General features: G+C 60.3%; 19 protein-coding genes. 6 read left to right on the plus strand and 13 right to left on the minus strand.

The features are described from left to right. Positions 1-16: 16 nt before the first annotated feature. Positions 17-1933: a 1-deoxy-D-xylulose-5-phosphate synthase gene (gene dxs, locus GA0061103_RS08665; protein ID WP_092709678.1), complete on the minus strand. Its 1917-nt coding sequence runs from the start codon at positions 1931-1933 to the stop codon at positions 17-19. A 125-nt stretch (positions 1934-2058) separates the two neighbouring features. Further along, positions 2059-2982 carry a pirin family protein gene (locus GA0061103_RS08670; protein ID WP_092709680.1) on the minus strand — a complete coding sequence of 308 codons (924 nt, stop codon included), beginning with the start codon at positions 2980-2982 and terminating at the stop codon, positions 2059-2061. Between the two features lie 140 nt (positions 2983-3122). Here GA0061103_RS08670 and GA0061103_RS08675 point away from each other — a divergent pair, with 140 nt between their 5' ends. Continuing rightward, positions 3123-3656, plus strand: a complete 534-nt coding sequence (locus GA0061103_RS08675; RefSeq protein WP_092709683.1) for an NMCC_0638 family (lipo)protein — start codon at positions 3123-3125, stop codon at positions 3654-3656. A 30-nt stretch (positions 3657-3686) separates the two neighbouring features. On the opposite strand, the gene GA0061103_RS08680 is transcribed toward GA0061103_RS08675, so the two are convergent. Further along, a complete protein-coding gene (locus GA0061103_RS08680; protein ID WP_092709686.1) occupies positions 3687-3938 on the minus strand; it encodes an exodeoxyribonuclease VII small subunit in 252 nt (83 codons plus the stop codon). Positions 3939-3940: 2 nt separating this feature from the next. Next, positions 3941-4882, minus strand: a complete 942-nt coding sequence (locus GA0061103_RS08685; protein ID WP_092709688.1) for a histone deacetylase family protein — start codon at positions 4880-4882, stop codon at positions 3941-3943. 167 nt (positions 4883-5049) lie between these two features. Here GA0061103_RS08685 and GA0061103_RS08690 point away from each other — a divergent pair, with 167 nt between their 5' ends. Continuing rightward, positions 5050-5451, plus strand: coding sequence for an acyl-CoA thioesterase (locus GA0061103_RS08690; protein WP_092711184.1), 402 nt, complete (start codon positions 5050-5052; stop codon positions 5449-5451). Positions 5452-5458: 7 nt separating this feature from the next. On the opposite strand, the gene GA0061103_RS08695 is transcribed toward GA0061103_RS08690, so the two are convergent. Genes GA0061103_RS08695 through GA0061103_RS08705 form a run of 3 tightly spaced genes read right to left on the minus strand, consistent with a single transcriptional unit; the run spans position 5459 to position 7324 of the window. Next, the gene (locus tag GA0061103_RS08695) at positions 5459-6016 is read right to left on the minus strand and encodes a biotin transporter BioY (protein WP_092709691.1); all 558 of its coding nucleotides are present in this window, start codon (positions 6014-6016) and stop codon (positions 5459-5461) included. A gap of 28 nt (positions 6017-6044) precedes the next feature. Then, positions 6045-6647, minus strand: coding sequence for an energy-coupling factor transporter transmembrane component T family protein (locus GA0061103_RS08700; protein ID WP_092709694.1), 603 nt, complete (start codon positions 6645-6647; stop codon positions 6045-6047). Then, the gene (locus tag GA0061103_RS08705) at positions 6647-7324 is read right to left on the minus strand and encodes an energy-coupling factor ABC transporter ATP-binding protein (RefSeq protein WP_092709697.1); all 678 of its coding nucleotides are present in this window, start codon (positions 7322-7324) and stop codon (positions 6647-6649) included. The genes GA0061103_RS08700 and GA0061103_RS08705 overlap by 1 nt, the downstream gene beginning before the upstream one ends. A gap of 107 nt (positions 7325-7431) precedes the next feature. On the opposite strand from GA0061103_RS08705, the gene GA0061103_RS08710 reads away from it, so the two are divergent. From GA0061103_RS08710 to GA0061103_RS08720, 3 genes are all read left to right on the plus strand, one after another. Beyond that, entirely contained in the window at positions 7432-8622 is a 1191-nt protein-coding gene (locus tag GA0061103_RS08710; protein WP_092711186.1) for a winged helix-turn-helix domain-containing protein, read from the plus strand. 84 nt (positions 8623-8706) lie between these two features. Beyond that, positions 8707-9786: a dipeptidase gene (locus tag GA0061103_RS08715; protein WP_092709700.1), complete on the plus strand. Its 1080-nt coding sequence runs from the start codon at positions 8707-8709 to the stop codon at positions 9784-9786. A gap of 301 nt (positions 9787-10087) precedes the next feature. Then, entirely contained in the window at positions 10088-10630 is a 543-nt protein-coding gene (locus GA0061103_RS08720) for a GNAT family N-acetyltransferase (RefSeq protein WP_092709703.1), read from the plus strand. A 22-nt stretch (positions 10631-10652) separates the two neighbouring features. On the opposite strand, the gene GA0061103_RS08725 is transcribed toward GA0061103_RS08720, so the two are convergent. From GA0061103_RS08725 to aroC, 3 genes are read right to left on the minus strand one after another with little or no spacing between them, the layout of a single operon-like run. Beyond that, positions 10653-11405: a M50 family metallopeptidase gene (locus tag GA0061103_RS08725; protein WP_092709706.1), complete on the minus strand. Its 753-nt coding sequence runs from the start codon at positions 11403-11405 to the stop codon at positions 10653-10655. A gap of 48 nt (positions 11406-11453) precedes the next feature. Then, positions 11454-12557: a 3,4-dihydroxy-2-butanone-4-phosphate synthase gene (ribB, locus tag GA0061103_RS08730; RefSeq protein ID WP_092709709.1), complete on the minus strand. Its 1104-nt coding sequence runs from the start codon at positions 12555-12557 to the stop codon at positions 11454-11456. 10 nt (positions 12558-12567) lie between these two features. After that, positions 12568-13665 carry a chorismate synthase gene (aroC, locus tag GA0061103_RS08735; protein WP_092711188.1) on the minus strand — a complete coding sequence of 366 codons (1098 nt, stop codon included), beginning with the start codon at positions 13663-13665 and terminating at the stop codon, positions 12568-12570. A gap of 375 nt (positions 13666-14040) precedes the next feature. Here aroC and GA0061103_RS08740 point away from each other — a divergent pair, with 375 nt between their 5' ends. Beyond that, entirely contained in the window at positions 14041-14301 is a 261-nt protein-coding gene (locus GA0061103_RS08740) for a DUF1344 domain-containing protein (protein WP_092709712.1), read from the plus strand. A 115-nt stretch (positions 14302-14416) separates the two neighbouring features. Here GA0061103_RS08740 and GA0061103_RS08745 read toward each other — a convergent pair whose 3' ends face one another. The 3 genes from GA0061103_RS08745 to GA0061103_RS08755 all read right to left on the minus strand — a co-directional run bounded on the left by GA0061103_RS08745 (position 14417) and on the right by GA0061103_RS08755 (position 17129). After that, on the minus strand, positions 14417-15013 hold the full coding sequence (locus GA0061103_RS08745; protein WP_092709715.1) for a histidine phosphatase family protein: 597 nt from the start codon (positions 15011-15013) through the stop codon (positions 14417-14419). Positions 15014-15030: 17 nt separating this feature from the next. After that, a complete protein-coding gene (gene fabI, locus GA0061103_RS08750) occupies positions 15031-15849 on the minus strand; it encodes an enoyl-ACP reductase FabI (RefSeq protein WP_075855547.1) in 819 nt (272 codons plus the stop codon). Between the two features lie 122 nt (positions 15850-15971). Continuing rightward, positions 15972-17129, minus strand: coding sequence for a DnaJ domain-containing protein (locus GA0061103_RS08755; RefSeq protein WP_092709718.1), 1158 nt, complete (start codon positions 17127-17129; stop codon positions 15972-15974). Positions 17130-17244: the final 115 nt, after the last annotated feature.

Here is a 17244-nt window from a genome sequence, read left to right on the forward strand (position 1 = left end):
GCCTGATTTTTACGCATCATCCGGCTGCTTCGACGATGCGGCCGCGGCCAAGCGCCCGGAATACCGTCTGCACGATGCCGGCGCGATCAAGGCCAGCCATGGCGTTCATGGCCTCGGGCTTGGCCTGTTCCATCCAGATATCGGGCATGACCAGCGAGCGTACTTTCAGGCCGTTGTCGAGCAGGCCTTCATTGGCAAGGAACTGCATGACCTGGCTGCCAAAGCCACCGACCGAGCCTTCCTCGATGGTGATGAGGATTTCGTGATGGGCGGCGAGCTGGCGAATAAGGTCGCGATCGAGCGGCTTGGCAAAGCGCGCATCAGCAACCGTCGTCGAAAGCCCGGCGGCGTCGAGATCTTCGGCGGCCGCAAGGCTGTCGGCCAGACGCGTGCCGAAGGAGAGCAGCGCGACCTTCGAGCCTTGCTTGATGACGCGGCCCTTGCCGATTTCGAGAATCTGACCCCGTTCCGGCAGATCGACGCCGACGCCTTCGCCACGCGGATAGCGGAAGGAGATCGGGCCGAGATCATAGGCGGCGGCGGTGCGCACCATATGCTTGAGTTCCGCCTCGTCGGCAGCGGCCATGACGACGAAGCCCGGCAGCGTTGCCAGGAAAGCGGTGTCGAAGGAGCCCGCATGCGTCGGGCCATCGGCACCGACGAAGCCGGCGCGATCGATGGGGAAGCGCACGGGCAGGCTCTGGATCGCCACATCGTGCACCACCTGGTCGTAGGCGCGCTGCAGGAAGGTGGAATAGAGGGCGGCAAAGGGCTTGTAGCCTTCGGCGGCGAGGCCGGCTGCAAAGGTCACGGCATGCTGCTCGGCAATGCCGACATCGAAGCAGCGCTTGGGGAAGAATTCCTGCAGCTTGTCGAGGCCGGTGCCGTTCGGCATGGCGGCGGTGATGCCGACGATCTTCTCATCGAGTGTTGCTTCTTGCACCAAAGCGTCCGCAAAGACGCTTGTATAGCTCGGCGCATTCGGCTTCACCTTGGTCTGCGCGCCGGTGATGACGTCGAACTTGTTGACGCCATGATATTTGTCGGCAGCAGCCTCGGCGGGCGCATAGCCTTTGCCCTTCTGCGTGACGACATGGATCAGAACCGGCCCTTGCGCATTGTCGCGCACATTGCGAAGCACCGGCAGCAGGTGTTCGAAGGAATGGCCGTCGATCGGACCGATATGGTAGAAGCCCATTTCTTCGAACATGGTGCCGCCGGTCACATAGCCCCGTGCGTGCTCGACTGCCCGCGTGATGGCGCGGTCGACCTTCTTGCCGAGATAGGCGGTCAGTTTCTTTCCAAAATCCCGGAAGCCCATATAGGTGCGCCCCGATGCGAGGCGCGCGAGATAGGCGCTCATCGCTCCGGTCGGCGGGGCGATCGACATGTCGTTGTCGTTGAGGATGACGATCAGCCGCGCGTCGAGCGCGCCGGCATTGTTCAAGGCTTCATAGGCCATGCCGGCCGACATGGCGCCGTCGCCGATGACGGCGATTACGCGGCGGTCGGTATTATCCAGTTCGGCGGCAACCGCCATGCCGAGACCGGCGGAAATGGAGGTCGAGGAATGCGCGGCACCGAAGGGGTCGTATTCGCTCTCGGCGCGGCGGGTGAAGCCGGAAAGGCCGTTTTCCTGGCGCAGCGTGCGAATGCGGTCGCGGCGCCCGGTCAGAATCTTGTGCGGATAACACTGATGCCCGACATCGAAGATCAGGCGGTCGTTCGGCGTATCGAAGACGCTGTGGATGGCAATGGTCAATTCGACGACGCCGAGGCCGGCGCCGAGATGTCCGCCGGTACGCGACACTGCATCGATCATCTCGTCGCGGACTTCGCGGGCGAGCTGCGGCAATTCACGGTCCTCCAGCTTTCGCAGGTCGGAAGGATATTGGACCCGGTCCAGCAGTGGCGTCTCTGGCATTTGTGTCAAGGCTGATGCCTCTTTCTTGCTATTCTTGGGCGGTTGTCCGCCTTTACGTCAAAACAGATTGCGACAAAAGACGCCGAATTCAAGGTGTTCCTGAACAAGAAACATGTGGGAGTGTTATGAACCCGTTAGCCTTCCGGCAGGGGAATGAACTCTTCCTCGTCGCCCGGCACGATATCGAAGCGGCCTGTACGCCATTCTTCCTTGGCCTTTTCGATACGCTCCTTGGAGGACGAGACGAAGTTCCACCAGATATAGCGCTTCGAATTGAGCGCTGCACCGCCAAAAAGCATGAGATGACAGCCTTTTTCGCCCGCTTCCAGCGTAATTGCATCGCCGGGCCGGAAAACGAGCAGCTGATCGCTAGCGAAATGGTCGCCGGCGACGATGAGCGACCCGGAGAGAATGTAGACCGCGCGTTCCTCATGCGCTGCCCCAAAAGGAAACGTCGTGTTCGGCTGCAGCTGCAGATCGACATAAAGCGTATCGGAAAAGGATTTCACCGGCGACTTCAGGCCTTCGAAATCGCCGATCACCACACGCCCGCTCACGCCGCCATCGGCGATGACAGGCAGCTCGTCCTTTTCCGTATGGGCGAAGGACGGATCAATCTCTTCCTTGTCATCGGGCAGCGCCAGCCAAGTCTGCAGACCGGACATGGAGAATGGATGGTCGCGCAGGTTCTCCGGCGTACGCTCGGAATGCACGATGCCGCGTCCGGCCGTCATCAGGTTGATGTCACCGGGACGGATCACCTTGGCCGTGCCGAGGCTGTCGAGATGGCGGATTTCGCCATCGAACAGATAGGTAACGGTGGAAAGACCGATATGCGGATGCGGCCGCACATCGACCGCCTGGCCCGGCCGGAAAATCGCAGGCCCCATGCGGTCGAAGAAGATGAATGGCCCCACCAGCCGCCGGCGGCTGCTCGGCAGCGCACGCCGCACGGAAAAGCCGCCGAGGTCGCTAGTGCGTGGAATGATGAGGTTCTCGATCGCGTCACAGGCAAAGGCATCACCGGCCTGCGGATCGTTTCCTGGGAAGAAGGACATATCGGCTCTCCTTTGGGTTGGGACTCAACCTAGCGAGAAAGGTCGGGAAACTCAAATTTCCTGTATGAGGTGCGCGTGCAGATTGCCTCACCTTTCAACCTGTGCGATTGGCTCGAGGAATCTATTTGAGGGCCGTACGCATGGACAGCACGAGAAATAAGGCGTTGATCGCCGTTCTGTTGGGAACGGCATTGATGGGATGCAGCACGACGAGCGATAAGTCTGCTACGACCGTCGCAAAGCCCGCAGGTCCAGTCGCAATGGATCGCGGTGTCGCCGCATTTCGCGATATCTGCTTCGCCCACAAGGCACCCTATGCCGAAAGCTACGCCGCAGCGGCGCGATACGGCATAAAGAAGTTCGAAACCAAGCAAAAGTCGAGCTTGTTGTCTGGAAAATATACCTATTCCGAAGGCTCTACGGATGATGGGTCGCTCATCGTGGGTATCAATCCAAAGGGATTGTGCACTGTCCAGGACCGTCGTCATCCCGGCATGGCCGACGACAAGACCATCGAAGATCAATTCGCAGCGGTGATTCACACAAAATACCCGCTAGCCAGCCGGCTTCGGGAAAACAGCGTCTCCTACACGACAGTTGAAAATTGGAAGACCATCAATTTTGCATTCGCCCTCGACTATAAGGGCTACAATATGTTCGGCTCGCCGCTGTGATATTGTCTATTCTTTAGCCAGCGGCCGGCCTTACGCGCCGTCCAGCGCTTCCGTGCCCTGCGGCTTGCCGGCGCGGTCGAGCCTGATCTTCTCGATGCGGTTTTCCGCCGCCGAAAGCAGCGCTTCGCAATGCTTCTTCAGTGCTTCGCCGCGCTCGTAGATCGAGATGGATTCGTCCAGCGCCACGTCACCGCGTTCGAGCCGGGCAACGATGCTTTCAAGCTCCGCCACGGCCTTCTCGAAGGAATAGCCCGAAACATCTGTTTTGGCGTTCTCACTCATCGTCAACCTCTCATCATGCGTAGAATATGCATTCCCGCCGACTCGGCGAGACCTTCCAGATCATAGCCGCCTTCGAGCAGGCTGACGACCCGGTTCTTGGCGCTGCGGTCTGCAACTTCGAGCAACCGCCCCGTCGCCCAGTCAAAATCCTCGCCGGTCAGGTTTAATTGCGCCAGGGGATCGCGGTGGTGGGCGTCGAAACCGGCCGAGATGATGATGAGGTCCGGGCGGAAATCGTGCAATGCCGGCAGCACGCGCGACTTGAAGGCTTCGCGGAAATGATCGCTGCCGGTATTGGGCGAGAGCGGCGCATTGACGATGGTGTTGTGCGTGCCGCACTCGTCCTTTTTGCCCGTGCCTGGATAGAGCGGCATCTGATGGGTTGAGCAGAAGAGCACGGACGGGTCGTCCCAGAAGATATCCTGCGTGCCGTTGCCATGATGCACGTCCCAGTCGACGATGGCGACGTGCTCGGCGCCATGGGCCTTTTGCGCGTGGCGCGCAGCGATTGCGGCATTGTTGAAGAAACAGAAGCCCATCGCCTTTGTCTTCTCGGCATGATGGCCGGGCGGGCGGGCTGCGACGAAAACATTGTCGGCCGCACCCGAGAAAACATCGTCCACCGCCGCCATGGCGCCGCCGACGCCGTGCATGATCGCCTGCAGCGTCTTCGGGCTGGCATAGGTATCGGCCTCGAGCTGGTTGATCTCGCCGTCGTCGCCCTTGTCGGGCATCGAGCGCAGCACGAACTCCAGGTGCTCTTCGGGATGCGCGAGCAGGATCGCATCCTCATGCGCAGGCGGCGCCTTTCGCCGGTCCAGCCGCTCGAAATTCGGATGCTCCAGCGCGATGTTCAGCGAGCGCAGCCGGTCCGGTCGCTCCGGATGGCCGGGTGGAACGATGTGTTCAAGAAAGATCGGATGTTCGTAAAGACGTGTGCTCATGGTGCCAATCTATAAATGAGGTGTGACGCCTATTACAGGACATGGACCATGTCACTACAATGTCAACAATCCATCTTAACCACTTTAGAGTGACGCCGTTTACTTATCGAGGCGCGGTGTTAAGCTTTCATTAAGGCCAGTACGGCGTCGGCCAGGGTTGTTGCATGATGGCGAGAGTAGAACGATCCGATGTCATCGAGGTAAGGGTGCCGCCGCGTGATGTCGACCGGCACGGCCAGATGTTTATCGCCTCCTACATCTCCCAGGCGGAGACCGCACTCTCCAACTTTTGGCGCACGCGGCCGCTGGTCGATGACGAGCCTATCTATATCGCCAAGAAGGCATCATGCTCGCTGCACCACGCCTTGCACTATGATGACCTTGTCCGTTACTCGATCAGCGTCAACAAGATTGGCGGCAAGTCGATCGGTTTCGTCGTCTCGGTCGAAACCGGCAACGAACTGGCCGCGGAGGTGGAAATTCTCTGGCTCGCGGTGCGCGGCGATGAGCATGACCCGGTGCCACTGCCGGAAGACACGCGCGACTGGCTCTACAAATATCTGGCTTAGTCTCGATTTAGCTCCGCTGCGGCAGAAGCGGGTAGCCGACCATGACGGCGCGGCCGACCAGGGCCGCGACCACAGCCTTGATGACGTCGCCCGGCACGAAGCCCAGAGATCCGATAAACGCCTTGCTGAAGCCGATATTGATGGCCAGCCAGGCAACGCCGAACGCATAGAGCACCACCACACCGCCGATGACTGCAGCGATAAAGAAGCCGATACCCTGAACCAGGCCGCTCTGTTCCGGCTTCACCAGTCGTTCGGAGAGATAGCCGGTGATGAAGGCTGCGAAAATCCAGCCGACGAAGAAGCCGGCCGTCGGACCGGCAAAGACGGCAAGGCCGCCGCGTCCGCCTGAGAGCACCGGCAGGCCGATCGTAACAAGCACGACCACCAGCAGCACCGCGATCGTGCCGCGCTTGGCGCCCAGCACGACGCCGGCGAGCATGACGCCGAGCGATTGCGCCGTGATCGGCACGGGAATGATGCCGATCGGGATCGGCGGCAGCAGGCCGAGCGCCACGATGATGGCGGCAAACAGCGCCGAGAGGACGAGATCGCGGGTGTTCATGGCGGCTCCTTCAGAAAAAGATCTGTGTTCATTGACGCCGAATGCCGCGCGCGTCAATCGCAGCGGCGATATTGTCCGCATCGCGCAGCGTCAGGATGATCAGCGGTGCAATTGTAGTTGCCAGGCGGACCTTGATCCCGCGCGCCTGATGCGCTTCACGGATCGCGCGGTAGCGATCGAGGATCTCGGGGACGAAACGGATCACCAGCCCAATCGCCAGCCCGATATCGGCGGCCTTGAGCAGGCCGAGCTTTTCGAGCGGCATGGCAAGAACGGTGATTTCGTCGATGAAAGCGGCCATCGAGGTCGTCGCCGTCACGGTTGCAGCAAACAGCGCCAGCGCTGTGAGCCGGAGCGCCGTGACGATCGCGGCATGAAGCGGGCCGACGAGGGCGGCGAAAACAGCGAGCACGGCAATCGAGATCAGAATAGGCCGCAGCCGCTTCAGCGCCTCTCCAACCGGCAGGCCGCTGCGAAGATATAGGGCGGCACCGACAAGGTTTGCGCAGGCAAGCAGCGCGATGGACTGCGTCAGAAACAGCAACACGCCGAATGCGGTCAGCGCCAGCAGCTTTATGCGCGGCGAAAGCCGGTGCAGCCAGGTATCGACGTCGACATGCAGCGTCTGCATCAGCCTGCCATCTCCCTGTAGCGGGCAATCGCTTGCGCTGCCGGAGCGTCGGCCACCAGCCGGCCCTGGTCGAACAGCAGCACCCGCTCGAAATCCTCGAGCAGCGGCAGGTCGTGGCTGATGACGATGACGCTTTCCGGCAGGCCCATGATGGTCTTCTGCACGAGCGCCCGGTTCTTGAGATCGAGCTGGTTCGTTGGCTCGTCCAGGATGAGAATGTCAGGTCCGGTCACCAGCACCGAGCAGAGTGCCGCCATCTGCAGCTCCCCGCCGGAAAGCTCATGCGCGCGCCGCGAACCAAGATGGCTGACGCCGAACCGCCCAAGGATGCCCTCGACCGCGGCCTCGATTTGCGTCTTGTCATACCCGCGCGCCTTCAGCCCATAGGCAATGTCGTCGCGCACGATGGGGAGGATGATCTGGTTCTGCGGCGACTGGAAGATATAGCCGACCTTGCCGAGCACCTTGGCGGCATCGCCGAGCGTGTCGAGCCCATCGACCACAACACGCCCCGTTGTCGGCTTGATGAGCCCGTTGATGAGGCGCGCAAAGGTCGTCTTGCCGGAACCATTGAGACCGATCACCCCGATGCGGCGCTCCTTCAGCGTCAGGCTTAGCGGAAACAGCGCTGTGCGTTTGCCGTAATCGACGCCGGCATTGTCGAAGCGGATATCCAAGCGGTTTCCCTTGTCCCATAGTGTGGCCCGGAGCTATAGCGCATCGCCTCGATTTATCAAATCAGCACCTCTTTGAAAGCATGGGAATTTATGCCTATGATCGTCTCATGACGAATCTGCTTTCGAATCGTGACGCCCGCCGCGTGTTCCTTGCCAAGCAGGGGCTTGCCAATCCACCGAACCGCGCCTTGACCAAGGCGGGGCTGCTGCAGCTCATCCACGATATCGGCTTCGTGCAGGTGGATAGCATCGGCACCGTCGAGCGCGCCCATCACCAGATCCTGTTTTCGCGCAACCAGACCTATCGACGCGAGCACCTGACGGAACTCCTGGAAAAGGATGGCGCGCTCTTCGAGAACTGGACGCATGATGCCTCCATCCTGCCGAGCGCCTTCTTCGTCTATTGGAAGCATCGCTTCCGCCGCGAGGACGAGGCGATCATCGCGCGCTGGCGCAAATGGCGCGGGGAGGGGTTCGAGGCGGCCTTCGAGGAAACCTACGAACGCGTGCTGAAGAACGGCGCGATTACCGCCCGCGAGGTCAAGGCGGAAGATCATGTTTCCGGCGGCTGGTGGAACTGGCACCCGAACAAGACGGCGCTCGAATATTTCTGGCGCACCGGCAAGTTCGCCATCGCCGGCCGCACCAATTTCCAGAAGGTCTACGATCTCGTCGAGCGCGTCCTGCCGAGCCATTTCCACGAGCCGGAAGTGGAGCACGACGAATTCGTGGACTGGGCCTGCCGTAGCGCGCTGCAGCGCCTCGGCTTTGCCACCTCGGGTGAAATCGCCGCCTTCTGGGATCTCGTGACGCCGCAGGAAGCCAAAAGCTGGGTCGAGACGCATCGTGACGAGTTGACCGAAGTGCTGATCGAGCCCGCCGGCGGCGGCAAGCCGCGCTCGTCCTTCGCCTTCCTCGACTTCCATGACACGCTCGACGATCATGCCGAAGCGCCGGCGCGAATCCGCGTGCTTAGCCCCTTCGATCCCACGCTGCGCGATCGCAACCGCACCGAACGTCTGTTCGGCTTCTTCTACCGTATCGAGATTTTCGTGCCGGAGCCGAAACGCGAATACGGCTACTACGTCTTTCCGCTGCTGGAGGGTGACCGGCTGATCGGGCGGATCGACATGAAAGCCGACCGCAAGGCCGGCACCCTTGATGTGAAGCGCCTGTGGCTGGAGCCCGGTGTCAAGGCATCGGCCGGCCGGCTGGAGAAGCTGGAAGCGGAGCTGGAGCGTGTTGCCCGTTTCACTGGCGTCGGGAAGGTCGTGTTTCTCGACGGCTGGCGGGGATGACCGACATTCCTTTTTCGGGAAATCGGTAGCGAATTGCGTTGTGGCATAAGCAAAATTGCCTCTAATTTTGGGGACTACGATCGCATGGACACTGTTCGGATTTTCGATGGGCATAATGATGCGGTCCAGTTCATGTTGGATTATAAGCCTGACGGCCGCGATTTTCTGGCTCGGTCTGAGGCCGGGCATCTCGATCTTCCAAGAGCGCTCGAAGGCGGCTTGGCCGGCGGATTGTTTGCGATGTATGCCCCGCCGGAGCATGAGCCGGTGGATGATCTGACGATCACCCATAATGGCTACGAAGTTCGCTATGCCGAGGCGGTGCATCCGGACCATGCCCGCCGGCAAATCGACGGACAGCTTTCGGCAATAAGGAAGCTGATTGGGCGTTCTGGCGATAAAATACGTCTCGCAACGAGCGTCCGCGAGATCGAGGCGGCGCGATATGATACCGACTTTGCCGTCGTACTCCATATGGAGGGCGCCGATGCCATCGGCCCCGATCTCGGTTATCTGGATAGCCTTTACGATGCCGGCCTCCGATCCCTGGGCATCGTATGGAGCCGCCCGAACATCTTTGGCTATGGCGTTCCGTTTGCCTATCCGAGATCGCCCGATACAGGACCCGGGCTGACGGATTTGGGCAAGAACCTGGTCAGAAGATGCAATGAACTCGGGATCATGATCGACGTTTCCCATCTGAACGAGCGCGGATTTTGGGATGTCGCGGCATTGAGCACCGCTCCGCTTGTGGCCACGCATGTCTGCGCCCATACCATATGTCCATCGACGCGAAACTTGACCGACCGGCAATTGGACGCCATCCGCGACACCGGTGGGGTCGTTGGGTTGAATCTTGCCGTCAACGATATTCGCGCCGATGCCCATCTTGAGGAGGACACTTCGCTCGACTCCGTTGTGCGCCAGATCGATTATCTTATTGCCCGCGTTGGAGCGGATGGGGTCGCCCTTGGATCGGATTTCGACGGCGCCGTCGTGCCCCGCGAGATTGGGGACGCAAGTGGTTTGCCACGCCTCATGGAGGCCATGCGCAAAAGCGGATTCGATGAACAGGCTCTGCGAAAATTCTCCTATGATAATTGGCTCCGCGTGTTCGACCTCACGTGGCTGGATCGATCGCGAACTTTGTCACCTCCCCCTTGAGGGGGGAGGTCGCGCGGAACGCGCGGGTGGGGGTGACCGACGACTCCGGTGAGACATCACCCCACCCCGGAGTTTCGCTCAGACCCTCCCCCTCAAGGGGAGGGTTATGATCGGCAGATTTCCGTGGCGGCGATGTTGACGCAGGAGCCTTCCAGGCCGGGATACTGCTGATCGGTGCTTGTAAGCTGTGGCAAAACCACTTCTAGTGGTTCGAATATAGCGTTTCAAACCTCCGTCTCCGGTGGAGGGCCTGACTTATAGGGTCGAATAGGCAGAACAGCGCCTGGAAAGGGAGGGTTCGTTGTCACCAATTCTCGAGGGGCGCAATGTCAAGCTCCGCCCGCCATGTGCCGACGACGCCGATGCGCGCCTCGCCCTGGACACGAATGCGGAGATCGCGGAAATGTATGGCGTGAACAAAGAGGACATCAAGCCCATCACGCGGGAGGGGGCAGTCAGATGGGTGCAGCACTTCGCCGGTCACCCGTACGCCTGGGTCATCGAAATCAACGGTTCCTTTGGCGGCGAAATCAGATTGGACAACGTCAACCTCCAAGACAGGCGCGCGACGATGGCGATCGGTATCCGTAATCCGGCCTTGCTCGGCAAAGGCTTTGGCACCGAAGCGATCATGCTTCTGCTGCGTCATGCTTTCGGCGAGATGGGGCTGCATCGCGTCGGAATACGCGTGCTGGCCTACAACAAGCGCGCCATTCGGGCCTATGAGAAATGCGGCTTTGTCGTCGAGGGGAGGGAGCGGGAAACCGCTTACGTCAACGGCCGCTGGCACGACGACATCATGATGGGTCTGCTGGATCGCGAGTTTTCACGACCTCCCCTTTGAGGGTGAGACGGCCAGCGTTCGCTCATGTCGTTGGCTGACGTTGCCGCGCCATTTGGAGAGCCTGTAAATTCGGCTTGAGATAGGGTGGCGACCAGATCACGAAGCCCGTTAAAATTCCGGCGATGAATATAATCTTGGCAATCACCGCGAAAATTGTTCCGAGCAGGCCCGTCCAAAAAAGGGCTCGATAAGGGCCGTAGCGAGATTCAATCACGTCATAGAATAGGTGTCCGCCATCGAGCGGAAACGCCGGCAGCAGATTTACGACACACCAGATGAGATTCAGCACGCCGAGCCACTGAAGAGCCCGGCAAAACGGCGGTATCGCCATGGGTGGCGGCACAGTCCAGGGACTTTCGGGGGTTGGTACGAAGGGTACTGCCGTGTCTGGCATGGCAACATAATATGCCGACAGAAGCGCAAGCGCGATCAGGAGGTTTGCGGCTGGCCCTGCGATCGTAATCAAACGCGCTTCAGCTCGTGTAATATTGCCGCTTTCCAAAATTGCCTCGCCGCCACCGGCATGCAGGCGTATCAGTGTCGGTTTGCAGCCGAGATAACGGGCCGTCACGGCATGTCCAAGTTCGTGAGCCAATACAGACAGGATAATTCCGGGAATGACGATGCAGGCAGTGGCAAGTCCCCCTGCATGAAGCTCGATCCATAGGGGGAAGGTGATCAGACAAGCAATGATCACAATCCCCATATGCATCCAGATCGGTGGTAAACCGCCGATCCGCAATTCTATCCCATCGTTGCGATAGGCGAGCTTCAATGGCTATAAACCTCGCATCCAGCTTTCCGCTTCCGGACCGGGCAAAGATCAGCAGATTTCCGTCGTGGTAATTTTGATGCCGAAGCCTTCGAGCCCGACATAATGTCGCTCGCGGCTGGTGAGCAGCTTGATCGAGCTGACGCCGAGATCCTTCAGGATCTGCGCGCCGAGGCCGATTTCCAGCCATTCGCTGTCTCGCGCCTGTGCCTCGGCATGGCTCTCGCGCTCGGCCTGACGCGCCTTGCGGCCATTGTCGAAATGACCGACACCGACGGAACCTTCACGCAGATAGACGATGACGCCCCGGCCTTCCTCGGCGATCTTCTTCATGTAGAAATCGACCGGACGGCGCTTGCCGAACAGATCCTCGGCGACGTTTTCCGGATGCAGCCGGACCGGAATATCGACGCCATCGCGAATATCGCCGAAGACCACGGCAAGATGCTGCATCGGGTCCCAGGGCAGGGAATAGGTATGCGCGCGTGCCTTGCCGAACGGCGTTTCGATGTCGAAGCTGGTGCCGAGCTCGATCAGGGTTTCCTTGCGCTGGCGATAGGCGATGAGGTCGGCGACGGAAACGAGCTTCAGGCCGTTCTGCTCAGCGAATTCCACCACCTGCTGGCCGCGCGTCACCGTGCCGTCATCATTGACGAGCTCGCTGATGACGCCGATCGGCGGCAGGTTGGCAAGCTTGCAGAGGTCGACGGCGGCTTCCGTATGGCCGGAACGCATCAGCACGCCGCCTTCGCGCGCAACCAGCGGGAAGATATGGCCCGGACGAACGAAATCCGTGGGACCGACATTCGGATTGGCGAGGTTTCGAACCGTCAGGGTCCGGTCGTCGGCGGAGATGCCTGTTGTGGTGCCGTGCTTGAAATCGACGGAAACGGTGAAAGCCGTCGTATGGGCGGAATCATTTTCTGCGACCATGGCGTTGAGGTTCAGCCGCTTGGCCTCCTCGCGCGGCATCGGCGTGCAGACGATGCCGGAAGTGTGCCGGACGATGAAAGCCATCTTTTCCGGGGTGCAGTGAACGGCGGCAACGATCAGATCGCCTTCGTTCTCGCGGTCGTTGTCGTCCATGACGACGACGATCTCGCCGGCTTCGAAAGCCCGGATAGCATCGACAACACGCTTCTGGTCGTAAGACATCTCGAAGTTCCTACCTCTGCTGGCCCGTCTGGCCGCGATCCCTCAGATAATGGTCGGCAACGGCGCAGGCGACCATCGCCTCGCCGATCGGCACGGCGCGAATGCCGACGCAAGGATCGTGGCGGCCCTTGGTGCGCACGTCGACATTGTTGCCATCGGCATCGATCGACTGGCGTTCCGTCAGGATCGAGGAGGTCGGCTTGATGGCAAAGCGCGCGACGATGGCCTCGCCGGTGGAAATGCCGCCGAGGATGCCGCCGGCATGGTTGGAGAGGAAGATGCGCTTGCCGTCGTTGCCCATGCGCATTGCATCAGCGTTTTCCTCGCCTGTGAGCTCAGCGGAGGCGAAACCCTCGCCGATTTCGACGCCCTTGACGGCATTGATCGACATCAGCAGCGAGGCGATATCCTGATCGAGCTTGCCATAGATCGGAGCGCCGAGACCGGCAGGCACGCCCTCGGCCACGACTTCGACGACGGCGCCGATAGAGGAGCCGGCCTTGCGGATGCCGTCGAGATATTCTTCCCATACCGGCACGATCGCCGGATCGGGGGCGAAGAAGGGGTTCTGGTCGACCTGAGCCCAGTCCCAGTTGGCGCGGTTGATCTTGTGCTTGCCGATCTGCACCAGCGCGCCGCGGATCGTCACGCCGGGCACAACGAGGCGGGCGATGCCGCCGGCTGCGACGCGTGCGGCCGTTTCGCGGGCCGATGAGCGACCGCCGCCGCGATAGTCACGAATGCCATATTTGACGTCATAGGTATAATCGGCATGGCCGGGGCGGTAACGCCGGGCGATCTCACCATAATCCTTCGAGCGCTGGTCGGTATTCTCGATCAGCATCGAGATCGGCGTGCCGGTCGAGATCATCGTCTCGCCATCCTCGTCGAACATCACGCCCGACAGAACCTTGACGAGATCGTCCTCGCGTCGCTGCGTCACGAAGCGCGATTGCCCCGGCTTGCGCTTGTCGAGCCAGGTCTGAATATCTTCCAGCTTGAAGCGGAGGCCGGGAGGGCAGCCGTCAACGACGCAGCCGAGCGCCGGGCCGTGGCTTTCGCCCCAGGTGGTGACGCGGAAAAGATGACCGAATGTATTGTGCGACATGAAAAACGACCGGATTATTGCGGCCTGTCGTGCAGACCGCGTCTTGTCTCTTGCAATTTCGGCCCACTCATAGAGCATGACGCCGAAAAGTGTAAGCAGTTTTCGGGCGACACCATGCTCTACCTATTTGATTCCAGTGCCGGATGCCGGCAAAATAAAATCTTTCTTTCAGGCTGCGGGGAAACGGCTGTCGCAGCTGCCGTCCGCCGCTTCATCATCATGGTAAACAAAGATTAATCCGCGCTGTGGATTGTGACGATGCATTCACCAATTGGGCGAGCGAAGCCACTATTGGGGGCAACTTCCGCCATATTCGACGTGTTTTCTACATCACAATAAGAAATGAAAAGCAAATTGACCTGAAGGGTGACGACGATGCGCTTCTTTGTAGCGACGCTTTTGGCCACGGCAAGCCTGCTTGCTCCTGTCGCGGGCTTTGCCGAAAGCGCGGATGTCGAGGCCGTCATCAAGAAGGTCGACACGAAGAATTTCAACATCACGCTGGATGATGGCAAGAGCTATCAGGTGCCCGAAGATTTCGATTTCAGTGGCCTGCAGGCCGGTGTGAAGGTCGTGGTCTTCTATACGGAAGTCGACGGCAAGCGCGTCGTCAACGATCTCGATATCGTCCAGTAAATAGCATTGCCGCCGGGCAGCCCGCGGTCTTGGGCGGGTTTTCCGCCTTCAAGGTGATTGTTCTTCTTCGCTCACTTCCAAACTATGCAGCCAATCGCGCCTAGTCGGGAACTGTCTACATCCAGCCGATGATCTTCATCTGCGGATCGATCTTCAGGATCTGATCCTGATGGATCGGGATTTCCGCCGCCTCTTCCTTTTCGACATCGCCGATCAGACGGAACAGCGTACGGATGACGCCGCCATGCGTGACGCAGACCGTCGGACGGTCGACCGATGCCAGCCACGAGCCGACGCGCCAGGAGAGGATTTCATAGCTTTCGGCATCTTCACCGGGCGGGATGAAGTCCCATTTGTTCGCCTTGCGCTCGGCAAGCCGGTCGGGCGTTGTCGCCTTCAATTCCTTGAGCGTGAAGCCTTCCCAGGCGCCGAACGACAGTTCGACCAGCCTGTCGTCGGTCGCATAGTCCTTGGGCGGCAGGCCCATGGCATCTCTGGCGATTTCCATGGTCTCGCGCGTGCGCCGCATGGGGCTCGCGACGAAATCGAAGGGCTGGTTTTCGAAGGCGAGGATTTCGGCGAGATCGATGCCGTTCTGCCGGGCCTGTTCGCGGCCGATGGCGTTGAGATCGATGTCCTTCTGCCCTTGCAGGCGGCGCTCGGCATTCCAGTCGGTCTGACCGTGGCGTATCACATAGAGGATGGGCGACACGGTCAGATTCCTGTTGGTCAGTCCTTCGCGACGGAAATGTCGGGCGCGTCCACGGCCTTCATGCCAACCGTGTGATAGCCCGAATCGACGTGGTGGATTTCGCCGGTAACGGCCGTCGACAGATCGGACAGCAGATAGAGGGCGGAATTGCCGACTTCGTCGATCGTAACCGTCCGCTTCAGCGGCGCGTTATATTCGTTCCACTTCAGGATGTAGCGGAAGTCGCCGATGCCGGAAGCTGCCAGCGTCTTTATCGGGCCTGCCGAGATCGCGTTGACGCGGATACCGCGGCTGCCGAGGTCGACTGCGAGATAGCGCACGCTTGCTTCGAGAGCAGCCTTTGCGACACCCATCACGTTGTAGTGCGGCATGACCTTCTCTGCACCGTAATAGGTGAGGGTGATCATCGAGCCGCCGTCATTCATGATTCGCTCGGCGCGCTGCGCAACTGCCGTGAAGGAATAGACGGAGATGTCCATCGTCTTCGTGAAGTTGTCGCGGCTGGTATCGAGGTAACGGCCGGTCAGCTCATCCTTGTCGGAAAATGCGATGGCGTGAACGACGAAATCGATCTTGCCCCATTTCGCCTCCAGCGTGTCGATGACGGCATCGATCGTTGCCGGCTCGGTCACGTCGCAATGGCCAGCCATGAAGGCGCCGAGTTCCTGAGCAAGCGGCTCGACGCGCTTCTTCAGGGCATCGCCCTGCCACGTCAATGCGATTTCGGCTCCGGCATCCGAACAGGCCTTGGCAATACCCCACGCTATCGAACGGTTGTTTGCTACGCCGAGGATGACGCCGCGTTTGCCTGCCATGAGGCCAGTGGATTGAGCCATATTCTGCTCCCTTGAACTTTCGAATGACCCTGCCTATGGCATAGGCCGTTCCCCTGTTCAAGCATCGTAAAGATCATCAACTGTTAGGGATCGTAACAAAGGGTGCTGTTGTCACCAAAATTTCACAGGAAAAGCCCTTCACGCATGCTGCGCATGAGATCGGTGACCTTATCGTCGGGTTTTTCCCACAGCATCAGCCGCAATTCGACGATGAGATCGCCTTTTCCGCCATTGCCGTCGGGCAATCCCTCGCCGGAAATGCGCACGACCTGATCCGAACCGGACCAGGCCGGCACCGTGATCCTGACCGGTCCGTTCAATCCCTCGACTGTGGTTTCACAACCGAGAACGGCATTCTCTATGGTAATGGGCAATATCGTGTGCACATCGCTGCCGTCGAGCGTGAAGCGCCCGTCGGTCGACAGATGCACGGTGACGGCGACATCGCCGCGCAGCATGCCCTGCAGTTTCAGTCCCTGGCCCTTGAGGTGAAGCACCTGGCCATTGGAGATATCAGTCGTCGCCTGGAAGCGCGCCTCACGGTTGTCGGGCAGCGGAACGGCAATCCAGCGGCTCTTCAGCATGTCGTCGAGCGTTACCGTGGCTTCGGCGGCGACCTCCGGGGTTTTTTCCGGCGGCTTTTCGGGCGCATTGGTACCCGTGATGCGACGCACCAGAGAGCCGAGGATGCCGAAGGCGGAGCGCGAACCGGCGGAAGCTGTTGCCAGTTGCTCTTCTTCCATCTGCGGCTCTTCCGGTGCCGCGGTATCGGGTTGCTCTTGCGGTTTTTCCGCCTGCTTTGCGCCGGCCGCCGCAGTGGCTTGTGCCTGCTGCGCCTGGCCGGTCTTCACTCCAAAAATGCGTTCGACCATGTCTTCGGGGGATTCGGCAGCGTTGCCCTGCTGGCCGGATGCGGTGGAGGCTGCCGCCTTGCGGGCATTAGCCCTGGCAAGCTCTTCCATGATCTTGTCGGCATTGGCGCGCGCGGCCTTGGCTCGCTCGGCGGCCTCGCGGGCCGCCTGCCGCTGCTGCATGATCGTCTGTTCCTGGCTCTGACCCTTTGCCTCGGCCATGCGCGCGATCTGATCGTAGCGGCTGCGCTTTTGTGGATCCTTCAACGTCTCGTAGGCACGGCCAATTTCGGCAAACCGCTCCGACGCGGTTGGATCGCCCAGATTGTGATCGGGATGGGCAGTCTTCGCCAGACTGCGCCAGGCGGACTTGATTTCGTCCGCCCCCGCATCTTTCCTAACGCCCAGCACCTTATACGGATCGCGCATCTTTCCCGCCATCATTCATGGGTGTGCCCAGCCCCATCGCAGCACCCCAAGCAAAGAACCAGTTGATAGCGCTTCGCCATCCTGCTTCCCGTCATGGGAGGCAAGGCTGATGCGC

The sequence above is a fragment of the Martinezella multihospitum genome (genome assembly GCF_900094585.1).
GTDB classification, from domain to species: domain Bacteria; phylum Pseudomonadota; class Alphaproteobacteria; order Rhizobiales; family Rhizobiaceae; genus Rhizobium; species Rhizobium multihospitium.